This window comes from Paucibacter soli (assembly GCF_037482845.1).
GTDB classification, from domain to species: Bacteria; Pseudomonadota; Gammaproteobacteria; order Burkholderiales; family Burkholderiaceae_C; genus Paucibacter_B; species Paucibacter_B soli.
Genome location: NZ_JBBHJW010000010.1, coordinates 251,453 through 276,480, shown reverse-complemented (window position 1 = coordinate 276,480; position 25,028 = coordinate 251,453). Strand labels below are relative to the sequence as shown.

Genomic DNA, 25,028 nt, shown 5'->3' with positions numbered 1-25,028 from the left:
TGCTCTCACCGCTGTACATGACGCAGATCTACGATCGCGTCCTGAGTTCCCGCAGCGTGCCCACGTTAATGGCTTTGACCCTTGGCGTCAGCCTTTGCTATGGCCTGTACACGCTGCTGGAGGCGCTGCGCTCTCGCATTTTGGTGCAAGCGGGATTGGCGCTGGATCGGCTGCTGACGGAGCCCGTGCTGAAAGAGAGCTTTGCAGGCGCAGCGCGGCTGGGTGGGGCGCGTCATGCGGGCCATGTGCGCGACGTCGCCACCGTTCGGCAGTACCTGACCGGCAACGGCTTGTTTGCGTTCTTCGATGCGCCGTGGGGCCTTCTTTTCTTAGTCATCATTTTCATCGTCCACTGGGCGCTGGGCTTGGTGGCGCTGGCGGGCATGGCGCTGCTCGTCGGGCTGGCGGTCTGGGACCACGTTCGTACCCGGCCGCTGCTGATGCAGTCGGCCGAGCAGGCACGCGAGAGCGGGCGGCGGCTTGACGCCGCGCTGCGCAACGCAGAAGTCGTTCGTGCGCTGGGCATGGCCGACGCCATTGCAACGCGCTGGCACAGGGGCCACCAGGGATCGCTTGTGGCGCAGGCTCAGGCGAGCAACAGCGGTGGCACGGCCTTGGCGCTGACCAAGGGCGCTCGGCAGTTGCTTCAATCCTTGATGCTGGCCGTAGGCGCCTATCTGGTGATTGCCGACAACCTGAGCCCCGGTGTCATGCTGGCGGCCACCATCCTCTTGGGTAAGGCCACGGCGCCCGTTGAATTGGCAATCGGTGGGTGGAAACAATTGGTCGAAGCCAAGGCTGCATACGGTCGCCTGGACAAGCTGCTGAAGGACAGCCATGCCCGCGCAGAACCCATGCCGATGCCCGAACCACAGGGCGCGCTGCAAGTCTCGAGTCTGGTATTTGCGGCGGGGACAGAGCGGCCTCCCATCCTGTCCGGAATCAGTTTCGAGCTGGAGCCGGGCGAGTGCATGGCTGTGATCGGTCCGAGCGGCTCCGGCAAGTCGAGCTTGCTCCGACTCTTGCTGGGCATCTGGGCACCAAGCTCAGGCATGGTCCGCCTGGACGGCTTTGACGTGGCCCAGTGGCCATCGGAGCGTTTGGGGCCCTGGCTTGGCTACCTGCCTCAAGATGTCGAATTGTTTGAAGGGACGGTGGCTGAAAACATCGCACGGCTGGGAGTTGCGGCCGGCTGTGCTGACGCAGTGATCGCTGCTGCGCGTGCGGCAGGTGTCCACGAACGCGTTCAGCAAATGCCTCAGGGCTACGACACCCAAATCGGGCCTGCGGGCCAATCGCTTTCGGGTGGGCAGCGGCAATTGCTCGGCTTGGCCCGGGCGCTGTTCGGAAAGCCGCGACTGCTGATGCTCGACGAGCCCAATTCGAATCTGGATGCGCAGGGCGAAGCGGCCTTGGTGGAGGCCCTCGCTCAAGCCAAACAGCAAGGCACGACCGTCATCTACGTGACGCACAAGCCGTCCTTGCTGTCTGCGGCGGACAAGGTCCTGGTTCTGGATACCGGCCGTGTCAAGGCCTTCGGTCCGCGCGACACCGTGCTGAACCCCGGCGCCTTGGCAAAGATGACCCGGCCGCTGCAGGCCGTTCAGGGTGCTTGAGTTCGGGAGATTTGGAAACATGAGCTTGGATATCGCTGCACAGGATCCCTTTGCGATGGGCGCGCAGATTGGGCGCTGGGGCGCCTGGGCGGTCTGCGGCTTGCTCAGCGTGGCTGCGGTTTGGCTTGCTGTCGCTCCGCTCAATGCGGCAGCGATCGTGGCGGCCCAGGTAAAGGTTGAAACCTACCGCAAGTCCGTTCAGCACCTTGAAGGCGGGCAGGTGCAGGCGGTGCTGGTCAAGGCTGGGGATCAAGTGGTCGAAGGGCAGCCCCTGCTGAGGCTTAGCGCCGTGGCGGCCGATTCTTCGGTGCAGGCATTAGTGGATCAGCTGAATGCCGAGCGCGCGCGTCATGCCCGGGCGCTGGCTGAGCGAGCTGGGCGCGAGCAACTGGTGTTTCCTGCGGATTCGATTGGTGCGAGCAAGGCTAGCGCGTCGTTGGCTGCGCAACTGGACGCCGAGCGTCAGGTTTTCCAGGCACGCCAGCGCCAACTCAATGGGCAAGTGGCGTCCTTGCGCAGGCAGGCTGACCAGGTTCGCGCTGAGCTTGGCGCTTTGCAGGATCAACTCAAGTCTGGGCAGTTCAGTCGCAAGCTGATTGCCGACGAGTTGGACATTCATCGGGATTTGCTCAAGCGCGAGTTCATCCAGCAGACGCGGGTCATGGAAACAGAGCGCTCGCTGGCTGAGCGAGACGAGCGTCTCGCCTCAGGCAGAGCCGAAGAGGCCAAGGCCGGCCAGAAACTCAGCGATCTGGACCTGAAGATCGCCGGGGTGCGCGATGACTATTTGCGCCGCGCTAGTGACGAAGCATCCGATGCGAGTCGTCGCATCACCGAGTTGGAAGAGCGGTTGCGGCCTTTGCAAGATGCCTTGGCCCGACAGATCGTTCGGGCGCCAGCGGCTGGCGAGGTTGTCGACTTGCGTGTGCATGGGACAGGGGCTGTGGTGGCGCCGCGCGAAACCCTGATGGAAATCGTGCCATCGGCCACGTCCCTGGTACTTGAGGGCAAGCTGCGTCCGGAGGATGTCGCCGACGTCGAAGTCGGGCAGCCAGTGAACATCCAGTTGACGGCGTTTCGTCAGCGCAGCAGCAGGATGGTGACTGGCACGGTGCGGTATGTGTCGGCGGATGCGACGACGGACCCGAGCGCCAATGGCTCGATACCGTATTTCCTTATCCGAGTGGTCGCGGACGCGCAGGATGCGCAGCGGCTGCCCCGAGCGCTGACGGCGGGAATGCCCGCTGTGTTGTATGTGCAGACCAAGGCCAGAACAGCCTTGGAATACTTGTTGCAGCCGTTTACCGATGCGATGAATGCAGCGATGCGAGAGCGGTGAGGGCAATTCTGATCGCAGGGGACAAAATTCCCTGCCGTAAGTGTGCCGGTTCGAGTCCGGCCCCGGGACCTTTTGAATCGGGGCTTGGCTGCAGTGTCCAAGCGAGGGCCAGGCCAATTCGCTGCTATTCCCTGATCCGTTCATCAGGGAATAGGCATGGCGGAGTGAGCGCTGGCTCGAAATTCGCTTGGAAAGACAATGCCGCTGCCCGCTGAATTTCCTAAATACCCAGAAAATTGCGTGTTATCAGGGGCATGGTGGCTGAGACGGGTTCGCAGTGGACTCGTTCCGCCGCCAACAGTATGCAAACCCCCGTGGCGCAAGCCACGGGGGTTTTGTTGTTTCAGGGGCTCAGACCCAAGCGCTGCCATTGCGCTTGCAGCGCCAGCCCTTCTGCATCGCGCAAAGCCGCCTCGCGCAGCAAGGCCAGCGTGGCCGCGGCATCGGTACGGCCATGGACCTGAGCGGCCGCCTGCATCAGCCTGTCGAAGCGGCTGTTGCCCCGCGCTTGCGTGTCGCCATAGCCCTTGACCAGGCGCTGGCAGCGCAGCAGTTCCACTGCCAGGTCTGGATGCGCCGGCAGGGCCTGCTCCACACTTGCCAGCCAGCCTTGCAGATGAGCCTGGACCTCGGCGTGGCGGCGCAGGCCGCGCCGCCAGCGGCGCAGGCTGGCCAGCAGGCGCAACTGCAGATGACCCGCGAGTTCCTGGCTCTGGATACGCCGGCCGCGGTCCAGGCGGCGCGCCAGCCAGGCCCTGAGCCGGGGCCTGCGGTCCAGCCAGTCGGCCAAGCCGCGCGGCAGCGTGGCCAATGCTTCCTCCAGACGTGGATGGAAATACTCCTGCGCGCCCACGATGGCATCGGCGGCACCACCGATCTCGCGGCGTAGCCTGGCGCTGCGCTCGCCGCGACATTTGAGCTCGGCCACGCGTATGACGTCGTCGTAACTCATCGCCACGGCAATCCAGCGTGCCGCTTCGATGCTCAGCATGCAGGCGGGGTCGCTGCGGTCCCGCGCGCTCAGCCGCCCGACGCGGTCCAGGTACTCCTGGCCATAGGCGATGTCCTGCCAGTCGACCACGCGCGCCAGCCCCTCGCCCAACCAGGGCCAGGCGGGCGCCGGAAACTCGCGGCGGATGCGCTCCAGCAGCGGCTGCAGCGCCGGCGCGGCCGCCTGCTGCGGCAATGGGCGTGGCGCGGTTTGCATAGTCTCGGCAGCTGGCATGGTGGCCGGGTCGGCCTCGCGTGCCAGCGCGGCGGCGGCACGCAATGCCGCCAGACTGGGTTGCACGCCCACGCCACTGCGCTGCACCACGGCCTCGAAGTCGTCCTGCGTGAATGGCAGCCTGCCGGAGCCCGCCAATGCGCCGAACAGGCTGGCCGAGATCATGCTGCCCTGCTGCTGGGCCAGGGCCTGCATATCGGCAATGATGCTGCGGCAGGCCTGGCCCCGCACCTGGGCCAGCACCGCGGCGCCGTCGGCCATGCCGTTGCCCGGCACCATTTTTTCCTGCACCGCATAGACGCGATGGCTGCTGGCAATCAAGGTGGTGCGATCGGGTGTCACCAGGCCGCGCTCGACGGCACGGCCAGCCTCCATCAGCTCGGCGGCGATGAGCACGTCCACCTCGCCGGGCACCGGCATCAGTGCCAGCACCGGCTGCCGGCCCGGCGTGGGCGAAACCAGCTCGATGTAGTAGATGGTGGCACCGGTACGCTGGGCCACGCCCGCCACGGACGTGGCCTGCGCGGTCCAGCCGGCATGCTCGGCCAGCTCGACGATCCAGTCCACCAGCACCGCACCACCCTGGCCGCCCAGGGCCAGCACGGCAAGCTGGATGCGTTGAGGTTTTGCTGTGCTCATGCCTCCAGCTCCTCCAGCGGGTAGAGCGCGCGCGCGGCGCGGGCACGCCACTGGCGCGCCTGCAGCCAGCGCAGCAGGCGCCGCACTACACGGGCGCGCCATTGCTCGATGACCCCGGGGTTCTGCACCTGATGCAGCTTGTAGAAAGAGGGGCAGAGCACCGCAGCATCGGCCACCTCGCCGCAATGGCCGCAGGCCACGCAATGCTCGTCGACATGGGCCACGGGGTCGGGCTTGAGCGCGTCGCCGCTGGGCGCGAGCGTCAGGCTGGGGCAGCCGGAGATGCGCATGCAGGCATGGTCACCCGTGCACACGGCGGCGTCCACGCCGAAGCGCTCCTTCAGCATCCGCTGCCCGGCCTGCAGGGCGGCCTTGCGGCGGGGCTTCTCGCGGCGCTGGCGATTCAGCATGCACTCGCTTTGCGCAATGATGACCTTGGGTCCCTTGAACGAGGTGGTGAGCGCATCCCGCAGGGCGGCACGCATAGTGCTGACGTCGTAGGTGTGCGTCAGCGTGCGCACCCATTCAACGCCCACACCGCGCACCGCTTGCTCGATCGGGTGCAGTGTGGAGCGTTGAGGATGCGGGCTGCGCGACGAGGGCAGGTCCTGCCCGCCGGTGGCCGAGGTGTAGTTGTTGTCGACCAGCACAAAAACGTTGTCGTGCCGGTTGAAGACCGCGTGCGCAATGCCTGAGGTGAGGCCGTTGTGCCAGAAACCGCCGTCGCCCATGAAGGCGATGGCGCGCCGCTTGGCGCCCAGCTGTGGTCCGGCGGCAAAGGCCGAGGCGCTGGCCGCACCCAGGCCATAGCCCATGGTGGTGGCGCCCAGATTGAAGGGCGGCAGGATGGAGAACAGATGGCAGCCGATGTCGGCCGACACATGGTGCGCACCGATCTGCTGCTCCAGCAGCTTGAGCGAGGAGAAGATGGGCCGCTCCGGGCAGCCCACGCACAGGCCGGGCGGGCGCGGCGGCAGGCTTGGCGCGGGCAGGGCGGAGGCGGGCCTGGGCAGAGCCACGGGCTGAGGCTTGGCAAGCGCGGCCGCATGGTACTGCTGCACAAAGCCGCGCAGGCCCTGGCGCAAGGCGGCAACGGTGTAGTCGCCGCCCTTGGGCAGCAGGTCCTTGCCGTGCACCGCGCAGGCCAGGCCGCCGCGGCGCAGGATGGTGTGGATGTGTTGCTCGTGATAGTCGGGCTGGCCTTCCTCCACCACCAGCACCGCGCGCTTGCCGCTGCAAAAGCGCAGCACCTCGTCCTCCAGCAGCGGGTAGGCCACATTCAGGATGTACAGCGGTACGCGGCTGGTGCCGAACAGCTCCGCCAGATCCAGCAGTTCGAGCGCACGCAGCGTGTTGTTGTAGAGCCCGCCCAGCATGATGATGCCCATATGTTCCAGCTCGCCGGGCACGAACTCGTTGAGCTCATGCTCGCGGATGTACTGCAGCGCCGCGGGCCAGCGTTGCTCCAGTTTTTCTCGCTCATGCAGGAAGGACGCGGGCGGCAGCACGATGCGGTCCAGCTCCCGGCGTGGCTGCTCCAGGGCCTGCTTCAGGCTGAAGGCCGGGCGACGGTTCTCGCGCGTGGTGAAGTGGCCGCGCAGATGGCAGGAGCGTATGCGCAGCTCCAGCATCACCGGCGTGTGGCTGGCCTCCGAGAGCGCGAAGCCGTCGTGCACCGCCTTGACGATGGCCGGCAGATGCGGGCGCGGGTCCAGCAGCCAGAGCTGCGACTTCATCGCGAAGGCATGGCTGCGCTCCTGCATGATGGAGCTGCCCTCGCCATAGTCCTCGCCGACGATGATCAGCGCGCCACCGGTGACGCCGCCCGAGGCCAGATTGGCCAGCGCGTCGCTGGCCACATTGGTACCCACGGTGGACTTCCAGGTGACGGCGCCGCGCACGGGGTAGTTCACCGAGGCGGCCAGGGCCGCTGCGGCCGTCGCCTCGCTGGCGGCGGGCTCGAAATACACGCCCAGCTCCTGCAGGATGGGCTGGGCGTCGGCCAGCACATCCATCAGGTGCGAGATCGGCGAGCCCTGGTAGCCGGTCACATAGCCCACGCCGGCCTCCAGCAGCGCCTTGGTGACGGCCAGGATGCCTTCACCATAGAACTCGCTGCCGGCCGGCACCCGCAGCTGCTGGACTTCGCGCGCAAAGGAACGTTCTGCCATGGGATCCGCTCAGAACGGCAGGCTGGCCTTGACGAACAGCTGCCTGCCCTCGGGGCGGTTGCGCACGCTGAATTCCTGTTGCAGCTTGAGCGTCAGCAGCGTGCCCTTGCCGTCGAAGTAGCGCAGCGAGGGGCCGATGGCGACGGCGCGGGCCTTGCCCGGCGCGGCGGCCGCGCCGCTGTCGGCGCTGGTTTGCAGGAACACATGGCCGCCCACGCCCGCAGCCCAGCCATTGCCAAAGCCCCAGCCCAGGGCGTAGTCGGCATGCAGGGCGCGGCCCGAGGTGGTCTGGGTGGCCTTGTTCTTGAGGTTGATGTCCAGCATGAGCTTGGCGTCGGCATTGAAGCCGGCCGGGTCGATCTGGCTGATGGCCAGGATGGGCTGGATGGCCCAGTAGTTCCGGCCCAGGCTGGACGGGTCGCTGCTGCTGTAGCGGCCGGTGGGCGCCACGATATCGACGGCCGCCACATAGTGCAGGCTGGGCGAGGCATGAAAGCCCAGCGCCGGACCAAAGCTGATGTCGCCCAGGCCCGTGCTGCTCCAGCTCGCGCCGGCGGCCTTGAACTTCACGTTCAGCAGGGGCAACACGGCGTGCCAGGCCAGATCGCCACCGAGCAGCTTTTCCTTGGTGACCCAGATGAGGCGCGGCGCCAGCACCGCCACGTCCACCCCGAAGTCGGGAATCGCGATCTGATGGCCCGCGTTGTCGCGCACCTTGTCGTACTTCAGCAGGCCGCCGTAGAGCAGGGCGTGGACGCCCGGAGGCGGCAGTGCGCCGGAGAGATAGTTTTCCAGGCCGTCCGGGTAGACGCCCAGGCCACCGCCCTCGGTGGCATCGGCGCTGGCGCACAGCAGGGCCAGGCTCAGGGCACTGATCAGTCGGGAATAGCGGTTCATGCGGGTCTCCAGGAAGAATGCGTCAGGGCAGCAGCGCCAGTACGCGCAGCGGCGAGCCGGAGCCGTTCTTGATCTTGAGCGGCGCGGCAATCACCAGCGCGCCGGTCGGCGGCAAGCGGTTGAGATTGGTGAGGCACTGCAGGCCGAAGCGGTTCGCCCCGTGCATCAGCGCGTGGCAGGGGTAGGGCATGGGCCAGGCATAGGACTGGCCGGCATCGGTGTTGATGGTCTCCACGCCAAAGCCGCGCACGCCGCGCGCCACCAGCCACTCCACGGCCGCCTGGGTAGGGCCGGGCGTGTGGGCGCCGTCCTCGCGCAGGTTCACGAAGGCGGCCGGGTCGCTGATGCGCTTGCTCCAGTCGCTGCGCAGCAGCAGCCAGGCGCCGGCCGGGATGCGGCCGTATTGCGACTCCCAGGTTTCAAGGTAATCCACCGTCAGCAGCCAGTCGGGGTTGGCCGCCACCTCGCGGCTGGCATCCACCACGCAGGCCGGGCCGATGAACTGGCGCACGTCAATCGTGTCCACGCTGTTGTTCGGCTGATCCTTGCCGGTGATCCAGTGCACCGGCGCATCGAAATGCGTGCCGGTGTGCTCGCCGCAGGAGAAGTTGTTCCAGTACCAGCCGGGGCCTTGCTCGTCGTACTGGCAGATGCGTTCCTGCTTGAAGGCCCAGACCTGACCGAATTGCGGCGGCAGCACCAGGGCAGGGAAGTCGCTTGAAAGTGTCTGGGTCAGATCGACGATGCGCAGCGCGCCGCTGGCGAGGTCTTGTGCGAACTGAGTGAGTGAGTGGCTCATGCTTGTCTCCTTGCTGGTTCGTTTTGATCAGACGGCGCCGAGGCTCTGGGCGACATGGAAGCCCGAGCCGCCGCCTAGACCGGGGCCGGGGTGGGTGGAGGCGCCGATATGCCAGAGGTGCTTGACGGGCGTGGCGTGGTTGCGCGTGGCGCGCAGCGGCCGCCACAGAAAGCTCTGGTCCAGGCTGCAGTCGCCGCCATAGGGATCGCCGCCGACCAGGTTCATGTTCAGTCGTTCCAGATCGGCCGGCGAGAGCACGGCGCGGCCGATGATGCTGGCGCGCAGATTCGGCACATGGCGGGCGATCCGGGCGATGGCGCGATCGGCGTAGGCCTCGCGCAGCGCTGGCGTCCAGCCCTGGCCGGCCTGCAGCGCGATCTCACCAGCGGCGTCGCCCAGCGGTTCGCGCGGGCATTCGGGCAACTGCACCCAGAGGATGTGCCGGCCCGCCGGCGCGCGGCTGGGATCCAATGCGGTGGGCTGGGCCACGCAGATGGTGGGTTCGGCCGGCAGCAGGCCGCGTTCGGCCTCGTTGACCGCGCGCGACACCGCCGCCGCGCCGCCACTCAGATGCAGGTAGGCCACGCGGCCCAGCGCCGCGTCTGGCCATTGCGGGGCTTCGGAGAGCGCCAGATGGATCTGCATATTGCCCTTGCCATAGCGCCACTGCTGGGCCTGGCGACCCAGCGCAGCTGGCAGCAGCGCTGGGTCGAGCAGGCGGCCGTAGAGCTGGGTGGGCGTGACATTGCAGATCACCTCGCCGGCGTGCAGTTCGCGCCCATCGGCCAGACGCACGCCCACGGCGCGGCCGCGCTGCACCAGCACGCGCTCGACGTCGGCACAGGTTTCCAGCGCGCCGCCGGCCTCGCGGATCAGGCGCTCGAAGGCCAGCACGGTGTTGGCATTGCCGCCTTGCACCATGGGCATGCCCACGGCTTCCAGCGTGAAGGCCACCACCTGCGCCATCAGCGCCGAGAGCGGCGCGTCCGGCCCCAGGCCGCAGTGCAGCACCCAGGGTGCGAGCAGGGCGGCCGCCAGCTCGGAGCCGAACTGCTGCGCCAGCCAGGGGCGCGCCGGCACCAGGGCCTGGCCGAAAAATTCGCTCAGCGCCCGGCTGCCCTGCTTCCAGGCGATGCCGGCCAGCGTCTTGCCGGTGGCGTAACGCCAAAGTTCATTGCCCAGCAGCGAGAACAGCAGCGGTGCCTGCGCGCCGATCTCGCCCATGGCGGCGGCGAAGGCCGCGCCGTCGCCGGGGCAGGCCGCATCCAGGCGCGCCAGATTGGTAGCGCGCGAGGTCGATAGCACCAGGCTGCGACCATCCGGCAGGAGCACGCCGGTGGGGCTGTCGGTGTTGCAGTACTGCATGCCGGCGGCGTGCAGGGCCTGGCCCAGCCGGGCATAGGCCGGGCCGACCATGAAGAGCGGATGGGCGGTGGACAGGGTGTCGTGACTAAAGCCCGGCAGGGTCAGCGCGTCGGTGCGTATGCAGCCGCCCAGCACCGCTTCGCGTTCCAGCACCAACACCTTGCGTCCGCTGCGCGCCAGCAGCGCGGCGCAGACCAGCGAGTTGATGCCGCTGCCGACGATCAGCGCGTCCACGCTGGCAGCCTTGCTGCTCATGCCTGCTCCAGTCGCGCAAAGGCGCCGGCGTGGAACACCAGCGGCGTGTCCTGCCGGGCCGCGTGCTGCACGACGCGGCCGATGAACAGGGTGTGGTCGCCGGTCTCGATGGCGTCGCGGCCGGCACACACGAACCAGGCCAGGCTGCCCCTGATCAACGGCGCCAGCGCGGCCGCGGCGTCTTCGTGCAGCGCCACGCCCTCGAACTTGTCGGGCAGCGCCGGGTTGGCGAAGCGCATGGCCAGCTCGTGCTGGCCATGCGCCAGCACATTGATGGCGAAGTGCGAGGCGCTGCGGAAGGCACGCAGATTGGGCGAGCGGTTCGCCAGGCTCCACAGCAGCAGCGGCGGCTCCAGTGACAGCGAGGCAAAGGAGTTCACCGTCAGGCCGACCGGCCGCCCGTCCGGCGCGCGGGTGGTGACCACGGTGACGCCGGTCGGGTAGCAGCCCAGCGTGCGGCGCAGCTGGCGTGCCGCATCGTCGAGCATGGGCTTGGCGGCCGGTGGCGCTGCCACCGCCGTCACGCTGCCGCTCCGGCCATGCTGCTCTCCATGTGCCGGGCGATCAGCGCCTGGCACGCGCCGGCGTCGGTCCACCAGGGGAAATAGTTGGGCGGGTGGTTGAAGTTGTTGGCGATCTCGCTGGCCAGGCTGGGGCATTGGCCGGCTGCGCCCAGCAGGGTCAGAATGTGCTCGGGCGGCGGCGTCAGCAAGCTATTGGTCCAGCGCACCACATGCTGGGCGTAGTCCCAGAAGCGCTCGAAGCTGGCGTTCATCCAGGCCTCGTCGAAGGCGCCGTCGCCGCGCGCCACGATGCTGCTGTGCGCGACCTTGAAGGCCTTGGTCGCGTTGTTGGAGCCCTGCCCGGTGATGGGGTCGTTGACGCAGACCGCGTCGCCCAGGCCCATCACGATGCGGCCGGAGGGCAGGCGCCCGACCGGGCGGCGTATGGTGGGCGCGAAGCGGCCGGCCAGGATGCCCATCTCGTCCGTCAGTTCCACATGGCGACAGCGCTCGGCTTCCCAGGGTAGAAAGGTCTCCAGGATGGAGACGCTTTGCTGCAGATGCTGCTCGGGAGTCCTGACCCCGGCCCAGCAATCCATGGCGCCGCCGGGCACCCCTTCGAACACCATGATCTCGCAGGGGCCGCTGGTGCTGAGCGCCGGAAAGACGAAGTACTCGCCCACGCCGGGGATGAGGTTGAAGCACACGCGCGAGAACGGCGTGCGCGGCGTCATGCCCTTCACATAAGTCAGGGCCAGCGCGCGCATCGGCTGGTCGAAGGCGCTGCGCACCGGGTCGCGTTCGAACAGCCGGACGATCTCGCCCTTGCCGGCCGAGACCACCGTGAGCTCGTTGCGCTCGGCCAACTCTTCCAGATCAGCGATGCCGGCGTCCTTGAGCAGCAGCTTGCCGCCACGCTGCACGAACAGGTCCATCCAGCCCGGCATCTTGACGCGCTGGTCCACCGCCTGCGCATAGCGCGTCAAAGGCGCGGCCCAGTCGATCAGCTTGGCGCCGGGCTGCCCAGGGTGGGGCACGGTCAGGCCTATGCCCTGCACCGGCGGGCACAGATGCTCCCATTGGTTGAGACCGAAGTCGCGTTCGATCTGCAGTGCGGCATCGAACATGCACTGGCTGGACATCACCCGGCCCTTGCGTATGTCGTCGGGGCTGCGGTTGCTCAGCAAGGTGACCTCGTCGCCGCGGGCTTGCAGGGCCAGGGCGAGGGGCAGGCCGGACTGGCCGGCGCCCACGATGGCGATCTTTCTAGCGCTCATGCTGCTTGTCTCCTGTGGTTGTCGTTTCGGCGGCCTGGCATCAGTCCATCAGCTTGGGAATGGCCGGCAGGTTCTGCTCCGGGCCCATGGCCGAATAGCCGCCGTCCACCGCGTAGTCGGCGCCGGTGACGAAGCTGGCGTGCTCGGAGCACAGAAAGGCCACCACCTCGGCCACCTCGGCCGGGTCGGCGACGCGGCCCAGCAGGTGGTAGGGCGCGGCCACGCGGTCGGTCTTGGCGCGGTCACCGCCGCTCAGCTCGTTCATCAGGCGGCACCAGGTCCAGCCCGGCGAGACCGAGTTCACGCGGATGCGATCGGCCGCCAGGTCCATCGCCATATTGCGGGTCAGCTGCACCAGCGCGGCCTTGCTGACCGGGTAGAGCCAGCGGCCGGTCTGCGCCACCTTGGATGAGATGCTGGTGAAATTGACGACGGCGCCGCCGCCACGCTGTTTCATGGAGGCGTGCACCGCACGTGTGGCCATCACCGCGCTGATGAGGTTGACATCCAGTGCGGCCTGCCATTCGGCGCGTGGTGACGCGATGCCGTTATCCAGATAGCTGCACGCCAGATTCACCAGCAGGTCCACGCCGCCGAACCTTTGCTGCACGGCGGCAACGCACTCGGCCAGCTGGCTGTCGTTCGTGATGTCGCAGGCCAGCGCCAGGCGCTGCTCGGGGGCTTGCGCCGCAACGCGCTCGGCGCCCGCGGCGTCGATGTCAAGCACGGCCACCTTGGCGCCATAGGCGCTCAGCCGTTCGACCACGGCGGCACCCATCAAGGTGGCGCCGCCGGTGACAAGGGCCACTTTTCCAGACAATCCCTGCATCTGTCTCTCCTGTTGAGCGATGCATGCATGGTCCGGTGCGGGGCGTGCCGCGCACTATCCGGGCGGCGCAGGCTTTATCCGTTCAGCGCAAGAAAGCGCAGCGGCACTGAGGTTGCTCATCTGGCGCGGCCGCGGCCGACTCATTACATTGAGCTGCGTCATGAACCCATTCACACCCCCCGCCACAAGCCCCGCCTGCGCGCCGACCGGATCGGCCGCGCAGGCCTTGGCACAGGCCTGGCAGGGGGCACAGCGGCGCCGCACCCTGTTCGCCACCAGCGACCGCGATTGCGCGCAGGCCACGGTGGCGCGGGTGTTTCGTCCTCACCGGCTGGAGCCCGAGCGCGGTGCCAGGCTGGCGGCGCAGATGCAGCACCTGGATGCCGGTTTGCTGGGCATCAGCCAGCTCAGCTACGGCGCCGAGGTGGACATCCAACCGGGGCCGCTGGAGCGCTTCTATCTGCTGCAGCTGCCCATCGTTGGCTCGGCCCGCATCGCCACCGCGGGCCAGGAATTCCGCTCCGACCCGGGCTGTGCCAGCCTGGTGTCGCCGGGCGCCGACCTGCGCATGCACTGGGACGCGCGCAATGTCCAGCTCTGCGTGCGCATCGAGGCCGAGGTGTTGCGCCGCTTTGTTGCGGCCTGGACGGGGCAGGCCGTGCAGCAGCTGCCGCAGTTCCTGCCGCAGCTGCATCTGGACGAACAGCCGCTGCTGCAGGACCTCTTGCTGACGCTGATTCAGGTGGCCGATCACGGCGCCGTGGCCGAGCTGCCATCGGCGCAGCTGCAGTACCGGCTGCTGGCCCTGCTGCTGGGCAAGCTGCCGCACGATGCCAGCGAGTTGCTGGGGGGCAGCTGCCCGCCGGTGGCGCCGCGCAGCGTGCGCCTGGTGGAGGAGTATCTGCTGGCGCATTGCGCCGAGCCGCTGACGCCCGAGCAGCTGGCGGCGCTGGCGGGGGTGAGCGTGCGCAGCCTGTTCCTGGGCTTCCAGCGCTACCGTGGCGTCAGCCCCATGCGCATGCTGCGCGAGGTGCGGCTGCGCAAGGTGCGTGCCGAGCTGCTCAATGCCGCGTCGGGTACGCGCGTCACCGATCTGGCCCTGCGCTGGGGCTTCTGCCACCTGGGCCGCTTCGGCCAGGACTATCAGCGCGCCTTCGGCGAATCGCCCAGCCAGACGCTGCGCGCGACCGCCGCCTGAACCTCGCTACAGTGGGGCACCACTGATGAAGGAGCAGGGCCGCGATGTACAACCCGCCACAATTTCGTATGCAGGACCTGGCGCTGGCGCGCCAGCTCATTGACGAACACCCGCTGGCCTTGCTGATAGGCCCGGATGCCGACGGACGCAGCTTTGCCTCGCATCTGCCGCTGAGCTGGGGCGAAGATGCCGCGGGCGGCTGGTGGCTGGAGGGCCATATGGCGCGCGCCAATCCACAGCATGCCTGGCTGGCGGCGCAGCCGGAGCTGCTAGTGGTATTCAGCGGGCCCGGCGGCTATGTGTCGCCGCGCCATTACGACGGCGCGCTCAATGTGCCCACCTGGAACTACCTGGCCCTGCATGTGCGCGGCCGGCTGGAGCTGGTGGATGAGGCGCTCGCCAAGGATCGCTTGCTCAAGCGCCTGATCGCCCAGCACGAACCCGGCTACGCGGCGCAGTGGATGGGCCTGCCCGAGGACTTCCAGCACAAGCTGCTGGGCGCCATCGTGGGCTTTCGCATCCATGTGCAGGGCTGGGAGGCCAAGGCCAAGCTGAGCCAGAACCGCAGCGTGGCGGAGCGCGCCCGGCTGCGCGAGAGCTATACGCAGCAGGGGCACGAGGGTGCCCAGCTGCTGCGCTGGATGGACCGGCTGGGCCTCTGAGGCCTACATGCCGGCGTAGTTCGGCCCGCCGCCGCCCTCGGGCGTGACCCAGACGATGTTCTGGGTCGGGTCCTTGATGTCGCATGTCTTGCAATGCACACAGTTCTGCGCATTGATCTGCAGGCGGTCGCTGCCGTCGTCGTTCTTGACGAACTCGTACACCCCGGCCGGGCAGTAGCGGCTCTCGGGGCCGGCGTACTTGGCGAGGTTGATGGCCACCGGCACCGAGGCGTCCTTGAGCGTCAGGTGCGCCGGCTGGTTCTCCTCATGGTTGGTGTTGGAGATGAACACCGACGAGAGGCGGTCGAAGCTCAGCTTGCCGTCCGGCTTCGGATAGTCGATCTTGGGACACTCGGCCGCCGGGCGCAGCGCCAGGTGGTCGGGTTTGCTGTTGTGCAGGGTCCAGGGCGGCACTTTCACGCCCAGCTTGGGCAGCAGCCATTGCTCGATGCCGGTCATCAGATTGCCGACCAGCTTGCCGTACTTGAACCAGAGCTTGAAGTTCTTGGTCGCTTGCAGCTCGGTGTGCAGCCAGCTCTTTTCAAAGGCCGCGGGGTAGGCGCTGAGCTCGTCCTGGGCTCGACCGGCCTGCAGCGCATCGAAGGCGGCCTCGGCGGCGAGCATGCCGGTCTTGATGGCGGCATGGCTGCCCTTGATGCGCGAGGCGTTCAGATAGCCGGCGTCGCAGCCCACCAGGGCGCCGCCCGGGAACACCTGCTTGGGCAGGGCCTGCAGGCCGCCGTTGTTGATGGCGCGGGCGCCGTAGCCGATGCGCTTGCCGCCTTCGATGTGGCGGCGCACGTCGGGGTGGGTCTTCCAGCGCTGCATTTCCTCGAAGGGGCTCATCCAGGGGTTCTCGTAGTTGAGCCCCAGCACAAAGCCCAGCGTGACCTTGTTGCCTTCCAGGTGGTAGAGGAAGCCGCCGCCGAAGCTCTCGTCCACGATTGGCCAGCCGGCGGTGTGCAGCACATGGCCGGGCCTGGCCTTGTCGGCCGGGATTTCCCAGAGTTCCTTGATGCCGATGGCCCAGCTCTGGGCATCGCGCCCGGCGTCGAGCTGGTACTTGGCGATCAGCTGCTTGCCCAGGTGGCCGCGCGCACCTTCGGCAAACACGGTGTACTTGCCCAGCAGCTCCATGCCCAGCTGGAAGCTGTCGTTGGGCTTGCCATCCTTGCCAACGCCCAGATTGCCGGTGGCCACACCGCGCACCGCGCCCTTGTCGTCGTACAGCACTTCCGCCGCGGTGAAGCCGGGGAAGATCTCCACGCCCAGGGCTTCGGCCTGCTCGCCCAGCCATTTGGTCAGCGCACCCAGCGAGATGACGTAATTGCCCTCGTTGTGGAAGCACTCGGGGATCAGCCATTGCGGCGTGCTGCGCGAGCCGGTCTCGCTGAGGAAGAGGATGTCGTCGCCGGTCACTGCCTGCTTCAGCGGCGCGCCCAGCTCCTGCCAGTTCGGGAACAGCTCCGTCAGCGCGATCGGGTCCATCACCGCGCCCGAGAGGATGTGGGCGCCGGGTTCCGAGCCCTTTTCCAGCACCACCACCGAGACTTCCTTGGAGCGCTCGGCGGCCAGCTGCTTCAGGCGTATCGCCGTGGCCAGCCCGGCGGGGCCGGCGCCGACGATCACCACGTCGTATTCCATGCTTTCGCGTGGGCCGTATTCGGCGAGCAGATCGGAAGAGCTCATGGGAAATCCTTGGATTTTTTTGAGGGAGAACGCGGTGCCGGCATTTACCGGTTTGCGGCGGATTCTACGGGGCTGTATTTCAAATAGAACGATCGTGCTATTTTTGCCTAGAGTTCGCGGTCTAGGCTGTCTGCTTGGAGACGCCTTGCGGGGGGGCGATTGCGCCGCCCGCGCGGCGGTGTGCCGGGGGGCTTGCGTGCTATCGTTCCCAGCAAAGCATCAAAGGAAAAGACATGAGCTACAGCATCGATCTCGCGGGCCGCGTGGCCCTGGTGACGGGCGCTTCCAGCGGCCTGGGCGCGCAGTTTGCCAAGACGCTGGCCCAGGCGGGTGCGGGCGTGGTGCTGGCGGGCCGGCGCGTCGAGCGTCTCAAGACCTTGCGCGCCGAGATCGAGGCGGGTGGCGGCGACGCCCATGTGGTGGCGCTGGACGTCACCGATCTGGACAGCATCAAGTCCGCCGTGGCGCATGCCGAGACCGAGATGGGCACGATAGACATCCTGGTCAACAACTCCGGGGTTAGCACCACGCAGAAGCTCACCGACGTGAGTCCCAACGACTACGACTTCGTGATGGACACGAATGTGCGCGGCGCCTTCTTCGTGGCGCAGGAGGTCGGCAAGCGCATGCTGGCGCGCGCGCGCGGCGCGGCGCCGGGCACCTTCACCGGCGGGCGCATCGTCAATATCGCGTCGATGGCGGGCCTGCGCGTGCTCAGCCAGATCGGCGTGTACTCGATGAGCAAGGCCGCGGTGATCCACATGACGCGCGCGATGGCGCTGGAATGGGGCAAGTACGGCATCAATGTGAATGCGATCTGCCCGGGCTATATCGATACCGAGATCAACCACCATCATTGGGGCAGCGAGCAGGGCAAGAAGCTGGTGGAACTGCTGCCGCGCAAGCGTGTCGGCCATCCGCGCGACCTCGACACCACCCTGATGATGCTGTGCGCCAACGAGAGCCATTTCATCAACGGCGCCGTCATTCAGGCCGACGACGGCTTCGGAGTCTGAGCGCATGTCCTTGCGAATCTTGAGCGCGCTGGAAGCGCGCGTGCTGGCCGTGCTGGTGGAGAAGCAGCACACCGTGCCGGACAGCTATCCGCTCTCGCTCAACGCGCTGACCCTGGGCTGCAACCAGAAGACCGCGCGCGAGCCGGTCATGAACGCCGCGGAATCGGAGGTGCTGCAGGCGCTGGACGAGCTGCGCGGCATGAGCCTGGTGAACAATGTGAGCGGCAGCCGCGTGCTGCGCTACGAGCACAATCTGCGCCGCGTGCTGGGCGTGCCCGGCCAGGCCGAGGCGCTGCTGACGCTGCTGATGCTGCGCGGCCCGCAGACCTCGGCCGAGCTGCGCGCCAACACCGAACGCCTGCACCGCTTTGCCGATATCTCCTCGGTCGATGGTTTTCTGGAGGAGCTGGCGGAACGCCAGCCGCCGCTGGTGTGCAAGCTGGCGCGTGCGCCGGGGGCGCGCGAGCAGCGCTGGGCCCATCTGCTGTGCGGCGAGCCGGCCCAGGTCGAACCGGGCACCGGCGTGGCGCCGCGGCGCGGAGACGATGACGAGCTGCAGCAGCTGCGTGAAGAGCAGAAGGCCTTGCGCGCCGAGCTCGACGGACTCAAGGCCCTGGTGGCGCGCATGGCGGGCGAGCTGGGCATAGCGACCTGAGGCTGCCGGCGCCGGCACTGAGGCCGGCGCGCTCTCTCAGACCATCAGCGCAGGCTGTAGCTCAGGCTCACGAAGGCACTGCGCCCCTTGGGATCCGTGTAGGTCGGGTCGTAAGTGGCCAGGAAGTAGTAGGCCTGGTTGGAGAAGGGCGGGGCGGTGTTGAGCAGGTTCAGCACGCCGGCCCGCAGCTTCAGCTGCTTGTTCACGTTCCAGCTGCCGGTCAGGTCCCATAGCGAGTAGGCAGCTACCTTGCGCGAGGGCAGCAGCGTGTCGCTGGAGGGATCGTAGGTGGTGTTCTGGTCGGTGTAGCCGGAGGAGTACTGGTTGCTCAGGGTCAGGCCGAAGGGGCCGAGGTCCCAGCCCAGGTTCAAGCGGTGGCGCCATTTCTGCACCACCTGGTCGTTCAGGAACAGGCCCAGATTGCTGCGGTAGGGCTCCTTGGGGCCGAACTGGCGGTCGTAGTGCAGGACCAGCGTGCCCGAGAGGCCGGCGCTGAAGCGGCCGAATTCACCCTTGGCGCTGCGCCAGTCGACGCCCAGGTCCAGGCCGTCGGTCTTGAGCACACCCTGGTTTTCCTTTTGCAGCAGGATGTTGCTGATGAAGCCATCGGCGTCGCGCTGGATATAGCTGCCGTTGTACTTCTCGGGGCTGTCCACGATGATCTGCTCGCCCAGCGTGCTGATCACGTCGGTCTTGCGGATATTCCAGTAGTCGACGCTGAAGCTCAGCTCGCGCGCCGGCTCGAAGATCAGGCCCAGGCTGAACTGGCGCGACTTCTCGGGCTTCAGCTTCGGGTTGGAGCGGCGTTCGACGGCCCATTGGTCGGTACACAGATCGATCGAACCTTCCTGCTTCACGCATTGCGGGTCGGTCAGGAAGCTCGATGCCGAGCCGAAGGTGGTGGGGCGCTTCAGGTCGGCCAGCGAGGGCGCGCGAAAGCCCGTGCCCACCGAGCCGCGCAGCAGCAGCGTCTTCTCGGGCTGCCAGCGCAGGCCCAGCTTGGGATTGGTGGTCGAGCCTACCTCGCTGTAGCGGTCGTAGCGCAGCGCGGCCTGCAGCTCCAGCTCCTTGCTGAACGGGGCGTTCAGCTCGGTGAAGGCCGAGGCCACCTTGCGGCTGTCGTCGGTGGCCTTGAGATCGGCCGCGCCGGTGGCGCCGCGGTCGCCCGCGATATTGTTGGACAGCAGCAGCGCCGAGGGCGTGAAGCTGGTGTTCTCCTTGCGGAACTCGGCGCCCACGGCGATCGCCAGATCGCCACCCGCCAGCGCCATCAGGCTGCGCGAGGCCTTGGCGTCGACCGAGGTGCTCACGCCCCTGGCCTTGCGCGCCTCGTCGTTGATCTTGATGCTGCTGATCAGATCCTTGCCGGCCTGGCCGGACGGGGCCCAGGGATTGATGGTGCCGGCGCGCACGCCGGCGTCGAACTTGTCGAACAGCACATAACCGTCCACATACTTGTCAACGGCGTCGTTCTGGGCACGCGCGATGCCGAAGTCAAGATCCCAGCCGGCAAGGCTGGCGCTGCCACCCAGCACGATGCGCTGCGCATCGCTGCTGACCTCGTTGCTGCGGTTGCCGGCCTCGCTCATGCGATAGCGTATGCCGCTGAACGTGGCGGGCAGGCCAGCCTTGTTCAGCACCGCGCGGTAGGGTTCCGGCAGCAGGGCCACCGGCAGGCTGCGGATGCGCTGCGGGTTGGGGCTGAGCACATAGCGGCTCTCGGCATGCGATTGCACCAGCTCGGCGAACAGCTGCAGGTCTTCGGCTGCCTGGAAGGTGGCGCGGCCGATGAAGCCGATCTTCTGCGCCTCCGGATAGATCTCCGTGTCCTTCATATAGTCGTAGCTGCAAGCCACCGGGCCGCCGGGGCCCGACGGCGCGAACACGGTGGCATCGGTGAGCGTGTTGCAGCCCGGGTTGGCCGGGTTGATGCGGTTGCGCGTGGTGCCGGCGGGCAGCAGGCCGGCGGCGATCAGCGCGTTGCGCTGCGACGAGCTGATGTCGATATTGGCCGGGAAGGTGTTGCTGGACATCAGCGCCGGCAGGGTGCTGGCCAGCGGGCGTTCCTGGATGAATTTGCGCTGGCTGGAGCGCAGCGCGTCGAGCTGCTGCACATCCAGCACGCCGAAGACGTTGAAGCGATCCTGGCTCAGATCGCCAGCGCCGGCGCTGATGCTGGCGGTGCGCTTGCCCGCGCCGCCCTCCTGCGTGCCGCTGGCATAGGCGCCCAGCTCCACGCCCTGGTAGTCCTTGCGGGTGATGAAGTTGATGACGCCGCCGATCGCGTCGGTGCCATAGATCGCGGAGGCACCGTCCTTGAGAACCTCGACGCGCTGGATAGCCCCCGCCGGGATGTTGTTCAGGTCCACGCCGGCGTTGTCGCCGGGCGAGGCGAAGTTGGCCAGGCGGCGCCCGTTCAGCAGCACCAGGGTGCTGGAGACGCCGATGCCGCGCAGATTGGCGCCGTTGAAGCCGCGCTGGCCCGAGGTGCCGTCGGTGATGCTGGCGCCGTCGGACAGCGGCGCGGTGTTGGCGCTAATGCTCTTGAGCAGCTCGGCCGCGGTGGTCACGCCGCTCTTGTCGATGTCCTCGCGCTTGATCAGCTGCACCGGCAGCGAGCCTTCGCCCTCGATGCGCTTGATGCTGGAGCCGGTGATCTCCACGCGTTGCAGTTGTGCCTCCTGCGCATGCAGGGCCTGGCTGGCAATCAGCATCAGGCTGGCTTGCGCGAGGTGCTGAAGTTTGAATCGGGACATGTGAGCCTCGGTGGTCGTGATGGGTAGGGGAGTAGCTGGGGGCGACTCTAGAAGTGGCTGCGCGCACTTGCCTATGGGGTTTGGGTGGGGCGGTCGCTTCGGCATAAATCGAGGTCGCATGCGTGTAAACCGCCCGGCAGGCCTGGTGAGCGGGCTTGCATGGATGCGACATGCATTTGCCGAAAGCACTGCAGATGCACCCTGCCGCGGCCAAACCCGCTGGGCAGGGCCTGCGCCAACTGCCAAGATCCGGGCCATGACGACGAACACCAAGACCTATTTGCGCCAGGCGCTGCACGCCGCCGCCGCGCTGCTGTGCGCCGCCACGCTGGGCGCCGCGCAGGCCCAGACCGCCATCGTGATTGGCGGCGCACTCAAGTTCGACAACGACGCGGTGTGGAAGCGCATCGTCGACGAAGCCGGTGGCCCGGGTGCGCGCTTTGCGGTGCTGGCCACCGCGTCGGGCAATCCCGCGCGCGCCGCCGAGCAGATCATCACGGCGCTGCAGCGCCATGGGGCGCTCGCCGAAGCGATTCCGGTGGCGCCCAAGCTCAAGGGTGTGGACCTGCACAAGCAGCTGCATGATCCGGCGCTGATCGAACGCGTGGCCACGGCCCAGGGCATCTTCTTCTCGGGCGGTGCCCAGGAGCTGATCGTCGACACCTTGCAGCCGCGAGGTCAGCCCACCGAGATGCTGAAGGCGATCTGGCGTGTCTACCGAGCCGGCGGCGTGGTGGCGGGCACCAGCGCCGGTGCGGCCATCATGAGCGAGCAGATGTTCCGCGACGCGCAGGACAATCTGCAGGTGCTCAAGGGCGCGCTGCGCGAGGGCAAGGAGACCGACCGCGGACTCGGCTTCGTCGGCCCCAAGCTCTTCATCGACCAGCACTTCCTCAAGCGTGGCCGCATCGGCCGCATGCTGCCGATGATGCTGGCCAAGGGCTACAAGCTGGGTCTGGGCGTCGACGAGGACAGCGCCGCGGTGCTGCGCGGCAACGCCTTCGAGGTGATAGGCAGCAAGGGGGTGCTGCTGGTGGATCTGAGCGAAGCCAGCAGCGATGCCGGGCTGGGCGCCTTCAATCTGCGCGGGGCGCGCCTGAGCTATCTGGACCGCGGTGATCGCCATGAGCTGAATACCGGGCTCAGCACGCCCGCGCCGCAAAAGCTGCGCGAAGCGCGCATCGACCCGGCCGCGCCCGACTTCAAGCCCTACTACGACGACGAACCCTTCTACATGGACATGCTGGGCGACAGCACCATCGTGCACGCGATGGCGCATCTGATCGACAGCCCCCATGCCGAGCTGCGCGGGCTGGCGGCGGATAGTCGCGAGCGCGCCGGCAATGCGCGGCCCGAGCTGGGCTTCGAGTTCCGCCTCTACAAGGGCGCGGGCAGCGTGGGATGGGCCACCGGCGCCTTTGGCGGCGAGGACTACACGGTGCTGAACCTGCGCCTGGATGTGACGCCGGTGCGCCTGGCGCCAACGCTCTACGGCCCGCTGCGCGAAGCCGCGCGCTGAACCACCCCTGAGCTCTGAGCCGCCGCGCGCTTGCGGCGTGGCGGAGCCTGCCCTCAAAACGACTGGATTGCAGCGATGAAATCCGTGCTCCACGCACTCCCGGCCTTCAGCGCCGGAACCACCCGCAGCCTGCGCAGCCTGCATTTCGGCCCGGCCGGCGGCGGCGTCGGGAAAAAGAAGGCCTATCTGCAAGCCTCGCTGCATGCCGACGAGGTGCCGGCGATGCTGGTGGCCCAGCATCTGCGGCGTCAGCTGCAGGCTCTGGAGGAGGCCGGCCAGTTGCGCGGCGAGATCGTGCTGGTGCCGATGGCCAACCCGATCGGCCTGGCGCAGGACCTGCAGGGCACGGCCCTGGGCCGCTTCGACCTCAGCACCGGCATCAACTTCAACCGGCACTACAAGTCGCTGACGGCCGCGCTGATCCCCATGCTGGAGACGCAGCTGGGCGCCGATGCGGCCGCCAACACCCTGCTGATACGCCGCGCGGCGCTGCAGCTGCTGCAGGCCTGGGAGCCGGCCACCGAGACCGAGGCGCTCAAGCAGCGTCTGCAATGCCTGGCCATGGATGCCGACATCGTGCTGGACCTGCATTGCGACAACCAGGCCGTGCTGCACCTCTACACCGGCACGCCGCTGGCCGCGCAGGCCACGCCGCTGGCGCGTTATCTGGGTGCCCAGGCCTTGCTGACCAGTGCCAGCTCCGGCGACGATCCCTTTGACGAGACCGTCGCGCGCATCTGGTGGGAGCTGGGCGCCCATTTCGCCGGGCGCTTCCCGGTGCCGCAGGCCTGCTTCGCGGCCACGCTGGAGCTGCGCGGCGAGGCCGAGGTCGAGCATGGGCTGGCGGCGCGCGACGCCAGCGCGCTGATCGAATGGCTGCGCCACGAGGGCCTGGTCGAGGGCACAGCCGCGCCGCAGCCGCCGGCGCTCTGCGCGGCCACGCCGCTGGAGGGGGTGGAGCCGGTCACCGCGCCGCACAGCGGCCTGCTGGTGTTCCTGAAGGCGCCGGGCGAGACGGTGCAGGCGGGCGAGACCATCGCCGAGCTGCTGGACCCGCTCAGCGACCAGAGCACGCCGCTGCGGGCCAGCGTCAGCGGCACGCTGTTCGCCCGCGTGGCCAGGCGCTATGCCACGCGCGGCATGCGCGTGGCCAAGATCGCCGGCAGCCAGGCCTACCGCAGCGGCAAGCTGCTTTCGCTCTGAATCCTCACCCTCGTCATCATCATGAAGCTCAAATTACCGAACACCTTTGCACTGCTGTTCAGCCTGCTGGTGCTGATCGCGCTGGCCACCTGGCTGGTGCCCGGCGGCCAGTTCGACACCCAGCTGGTGGATGGCAAGAAGCTCATCGTGCCGGGCTCCTTCCATGCCGTCGAGGGCCGGCCGCAGGGGCCGGTGGCGCTGATGATGGCGCCGATCAAGGGCTTTGTGGAAGCGGCGCTGATCATCGGCTTCGTGCTCATCGTCGGTGGCGCCTTCGCGGTGTTGCAGAAGACCGAGGCGATCGACGCCATGATCAAGTCGGTGGCCCAGGCCCATACCCGCTCGGCGCTGGTGCGCGCCGCCCTGATCCCGGTGTTCGTCACCCTGTTCTCGCTGGGCGGCGCCACCTTCGGCATGGCCGAGGAGGCGATCCCCTTTGTGCTGATCTTCATTCCGCTGGCGCTGGCGCTCAGGTACGACAGCATCGTCGGCATCGCCATCCCCTTCATCGGTTCGCAGATCGGCTTTGCCTCGGCCTTCCTCAACCCCTTCAACGTCGGTGTGGCGCAGGGCATCGCCGGTGTGCCGCTGTTCTCGGGCATAGGCTATCGCCTGCTGGTCTGGGCGGTGGCCACCACGCTCACCATCGCCTTCCTGATGTGGTACGCCGCACGCGTGCGGCGCCAGCCCGAGCTGAGCCCCTGCTATGAACAGGACCAGCAGCGCCGGCGCGAGCTTGATCTGGCAGGCTTCGAGAACTTCGCCGGCATGCGCGCCCCGCACCGGCTGGTGCTGCTGATCTTCGTGGCCACGCTGGGCTGCATGATCTTCGGCGTGATCCGCTTCAACTGGTACATCGAGGAGATTGCGGCGCTGTTCCTGGTGATGGCCCTGCTGGTCGGGCTGGTGGGCCGCCTGAAGGCGGACGCATGGGTGGCCGCCTTCATGCATGGTGCGCGCGACCTGGTCGGCACCGCGCTGGTGATCGCGCTGGCCAAGGGCACGGTGATCCTGATGCGCGAGGGCCAGATCATCGACACCCTGCTGCACGCGCTGACGCCCTATGTGGCCTCGGCCAGCCCCATCATCGCGGCGCAGAAGATGTTCCTGATCCAGTCGGTGATCAACTTCTTCATCCACTCGGGCACCGGCCAGGCCGCGCTCACCATGCCCATCATGGCGCCGCTGGCCGATCTGGTGGGCGTGAGCCGGCAGACCGCCATCCTGGCCTTCCAGCTCGGCGAACTCACCACGCCGGTGATCCCGACCTCGGGCATCACCGTCGGCGTGCTGGCGCTCGCCGGCGTGCCATGGAGCAAATGGGCGCGCTGGATGCTGCCCCTGCAGCTGGGCTATCTGCTGATGGCGCTGGGACTGCTGGCCGTGCCCTCGCTGATTGGCTGGCATTGAGTACA

19 protein-coding genes are annotated in these 25,028 nt (G+C 67.7%); 9 read left to right on the top strand and 10 right to left on the bottom strand.

The genetic code is table 11. The features are described from left to right. Both WG898_RS20745 and WG898_RS20740 read left to right on the top strand, forming a co-directional pair. Positions 1–1,616: type I secretion system permease/ATPase (locus tag WG898_RS20745; RefSeq protein WP_339604675.1), on the top strand; the 1,616-nt coding region annotated here is incomplete at its 5' end. A 19-nt stretch (positions 1,617–1,635) separates the two neighbouring features. Continuing rightward, the gene (locus tag WG898_RS20740) at positions 1,636–2,955 is read left to right on the top strand and encodes an HlyD family type I secretion periplasmic adaptor subunit (RefSeq protein ID WP_339604674.1); all 1,320 of its coding nucleotides are present in this window, start codon (positions 1,636–1,638) and stop codon (positions 2,953–2,955) included. 343 nt (positions 2,956–3,298) lie between these two features. Here WG898_RS20740 and WG898_RS20735 read toward each other — a convergent pair whose 3' ends face one another. The 8 genes from WG898_RS20735 to WG898_RS20700 are packed head-to-tail and all read right to left on the bottom strand — an operon-like array spanning position 3,299 to position 12,915. Next, positions 3,299–4,819 (bottom strand): indolepyruvate oxidoreductase subunit beta family protein, encoded by a 1,521-nt coding sequence (locus WG898_RS20735; RefSeq protein ID WP_339604673.1) that lies wholly within the window; start codon positions 4,817–4,819, stop codon positions 3,299–3,301. Continuing rightward, positions 4,816–6,990 carry a thiamine pyrophosphate-dependent enzyme gene (locus tag WG898_RS20730; RefSeq protein WP_339604672.1) on the bottom strand — a complete coding sequence of 725 codons (2,175 nt, stop codon included), beginning with the start codon at positions 6,988–6,990 and terminating at the stop codon, positions 4,816–4,818. Before WG898_RS20730 ends, WG898_RS20735 begins: the two co-directional genes overlap by 4 nt. Before the next feature lie 9 nt (positions 6,991–6,999). Next, the gene (locus tag WG898_RS20725) at positions 7,000–7,887 is read right to left on the bottom strand and encodes a SphA family protein (protein WP_339604671.1); all 888 of its coding nucleotides are present in this window, start codon (positions 7,885–7,887) and stop codon (positions 7,000–7,002) included. Positions 7,888–7,909: 22 nt separating this feature from the next. Next, the gene (locus WG898_RS20720; RefSeq protein ID WP_339604670.1) at positions 7,910–8,686 is read right to left on the bottom strand and encodes a cyclase family protein; all 777 of its coding nucleotides are present in this window, start codon (positions 8,684–8,686) and stop codon (positions 7,910–7,912) included. 27 nt (positions 8,687–8,713) lie between these two features. Continuing rightward, a complete protein-coding gene (locus WG898_RS20715; protein ID WP_339604669.1) occupies positions 8,714–10,306 on the bottom strand; it encodes a phytoene desaturase family protein in 1,593 nt (530 codons plus the stop codon). Beyond that, entirely contained in the window at positions 10,303–10,830 is a 528-nt protein-coding gene (locus WG898_RS20710; RefSeq protein ID WP_339604668.1) for a flavin reductase family protein, read from the bottom strand. Before WG898_RS20710 ends, WG898_RS20715 begins: the two co-directional genes overlap by 4 nt. Continuing rightward, entirely contained in the window at positions 10,827–12,086 is a 1,260-nt protein-coding gene (locus tag WG898_RS20705) for a styrene monooxygenase/indole monooxygenase family protein (RefSeq protein ID WP_339604667.1), read from the bottom strand. The genes WG898_RS20710 and WG898_RS20705 overlap by 4 nt, the downstream gene beginning before the upstream one ends. Before the next feature lie 40 nt (positions 12,087–12,126). Then, entirely contained in the window at positions 12,127–12,915 is a 789-nt protein-coding gene (locus WG898_RS20700) for an SDR family oxidoreductase (RefSeq protein WP_339604666.1), read from the bottom strand. Positions 12,916–13,075: 160 nt separating this feature from the next. Here WG898_RS20700 and WG898_RS20695 point away from each other — a divergent pair, with 160 nt between their 5' ends. Beyond that, entirely contained in the window at positions 13,076–14,113 is a 1,038-nt protein-coding gene (locus tag WG898_RS20695) for an AraC family transcriptional regulator (protein ID WP_339604665.1), read from the top strand. Between the two features lie 44 nt (positions 14,114–14,157). Continuing rightward, positions 14,158–14,775: an FMN-binding negative transcriptional regulator gene (locus WG898_RS20690; protein WP_339604664.1), complete on the top strand. Its 618-nt coding sequence runs from the start codon at positions 14,158–14,160 to the stop codon at positions 14,773–14,775. A 3-nt stretch (positions 14,776–14,778) separates the two neighbouring features. On the opposite strand, the gene WG898_RS20685 is transcribed toward WG898_RS20690, so the two are convergent. After that, positions 14,779–16,464, bottom strand: a complete 1,686-nt coding sequence (locus WG898_RS20685; protein WP_339604663.1) for an electron transfer flavoprotein-ubiquinone oxidoreductase — start codon at positions 16,462–16,464, stop codon at positions 14,779–14,781. Between the two features lie 233 nt (positions 16,465–16,697). Here WG898_RS20685 and WG898_RS20680 point away from each other — a divergent pair, with 233 nt between their 5' ends. Together WG898_RS20680 and WG898_RS20675 are read left to right on the top strand one after the other, a co-directional pair. Then, positions 16,698–17,480, top strand: coding sequence for an SDR family oxidoreductase (locus WG898_RS20680; protein WP_339604662.1), 783 nt, complete (start codon positions 16,698–16,700; stop codon positions 17,478–17,480). Between the two features lie 4 nt (positions 17,481–17,484). Further along, a complete protein-coding gene (locus WG898_RS20675) occupies positions 17,485–18,135 on the top strand; it encodes a YceH family protein (RefSeq protein ID WP_339604661.1) in 651 nt (216 codons plus the stop codon). 44 nt (positions 18,136–18,179) lie between these two features. Here WG898_RS20675 and WG898_RS20670 read toward each other — a convergent pair whose 3' ends face one another. Then, a complete protein-coding gene (locus WG898_RS20670) occupies positions 18,180–20,891 on the bottom strand; it encodes a TonB-dependent receptor (protein WP_339604660.1) in 2,712 nt (903 codons plus the stop codon). A 256-nt stretch (positions 20,892–21,147) separates the two neighbouring features. On the opposite strand from WG898_RS20670, the gene WG898_RS20665 reads away from it, so the two are divergent. From WG898_RS20665 to WG898_RS20655, 3 genes are all read left to right on the top strand, one after another. Then, a complete protein-coding gene (locus WG898_RS20665) occupies positions 21,148–22,410 on the top strand; it encodes a cyanophycinase (protein WP_339604659.1) in 1,263 nt (420 codons plus the stop codon). Between the two features lie 75 nt (positions 22,411–22,485). Further along, positions 22,486–23,613 carry a succinylglutamate desuccinylase/aspartoacylase family protein gene (locus WG898_RS20660; RefSeq protein WP_339604658.1) on the top strand — a complete coding sequence of 376 codons (1,128 nt, stop codon included), beginning with the start codon at positions 22,486–22,488 and terminating at the stop codon, positions 23,611–23,613. A 21-nt stretch (positions 23,614–23,634) separates the two neighbouring features. Then, entirely contained in the window at positions 23,635–25,023 is a 1,389-nt protein-coding gene (locus WG898_RS20655; RefSeq protein WP_339604657.1) for a YfcC family protein, read from the top strand. Positions 25,024–25,028: the final 5 nt, after the last annotated feature.

What these genes read in the sequence shown, in the direction of transcription:
- WG898_RS20740 (WP_339604674.1), top strand. Translation starts at nt 1,636, where the DNA reads ATGAGCTTGGATATCGCTGCACAGGATCCCTTTGCGATGGGCGCGCAG.
- WG898_RS20735 (WP_339604673.1), bottom strand. Translation starts at nt 4,819, where the DNA reads ATGAGCACAGCAAAACCTCAACGCATCCAGCTTGCCGTGCTGGCCCTG.
- WG898_RS20730 (WP_339604672.1), bottom strand. Translation starts at nt 6,990, where the DNA reads ATGGCAGAACGTTCCTTTGCGCGCGAAGTCCAGCAGCTGCGGGTGCCG.
- WG898_RS20725 (WP_339604671.1), bottom strand. Translation starts at nt 7,887, where the DNA reads ATGAACCGCTATTCCCGACTGATCAGTGCCCTGAGCCTGGCCCTGCTG.
- WG898_RS20720 (WP_339604670.1), bottom strand. Translation starts at nt 8,686, where the DNA reads ATGAGCCACTCACTCACTCAGTTCGCACAAGACCTCGCCAGCGGCGCG.
- WG898_RS20715 (WP_339604669.1), bottom strand. Translation starts at nt 10,306, where the DNA reads ATGAGCAGCAAGGCTGCCAGCGTGGACGCGCTGATCGTCGGCAGCGGC.
- WG898_RS20705 (WP_339604667.1), bottom strand. Translation starts at nt 12,086, where the DNA reads ATGAGCGCTAGAAAGATCGCCATCGTGGGCGCCGGCCAGTCCGGCCTG.
- WG898_RS20700 (WP_339604666.1), bottom strand. Translation starts at nt 12,915, where the DNA reads ATGCAGGGATTGTCTGGAAAAGTGGCCCTTGTCACCGGCGGCGCCACC.
- WG898_RS20695 (WP_339604665.1), top strand. Translation starts at nt 13,076, where the DNA reads ATGAACCCATTCACACCCCCCGCCACAAGCCCCGCCTGCGCGCCGACC.
- WG898_RS20690 (WP_339604664.1), top strand. Translation starts at nt 14,158, where the DNA reads ATGTACAACCCGCCACAATTTCGTATGCAGGACCTGGCGCTGGCGCGC.
- WG898_RS20685 (WP_339604663.1), bottom strand. Translation starts at nt 16,464, where the DNA reads ATGAGCTCTTCCGATCTGCTCGCCGAATACGGCCCACGCGAAAGCATG.
- WG898_RS20680 (WP_339604662.1), top strand. Translation starts at nt 16,698, where the DNA reads ATGAGCTACAGCATCGATCTCGCGGGCCGCGTGGCCCTGGTGACGGGC.
- WG898_RS20675 (WP_339604661.1), top strand. Translation starts at nt 17,485, where the DNA reads ATGTCCTTGCGAATCTTGAGCGCGCTGGAAGCGCGCGTGCTGGCCGTG.
- WG898_RS20670 (WP_339604660.1), bottom strand. Translation starts at nt 20,891, where the DNA reads ATGTCCCGATTCAAACTTCAGCACCTCGCGCAAGCCAGCCTGATGCTG.
- WG898_RS20665 (WP_339604659.1), top strand. Translation starts at nt 21,148, where the DNA reads ATGACGACGAACACCAAGACCTATTTGCGCCAGGCGCTGCACGCCGCC.
- WG898_RS20660 (WP_339604658.1), top strand. Translation starts at nt 22,486, where the DNA reads ATGAAATCCGTGCTCCACGCACTCCCGGCCTTCAGCGCCGGAACCACC.
- WG898_RS20655 (WP_339604657.1), top strand. Translation starts at nt 23,635, where the DNA reads ATGAAGCTCAAATTACCGAACACCTTTGCACTGCTGTTCAGCCTGCTG.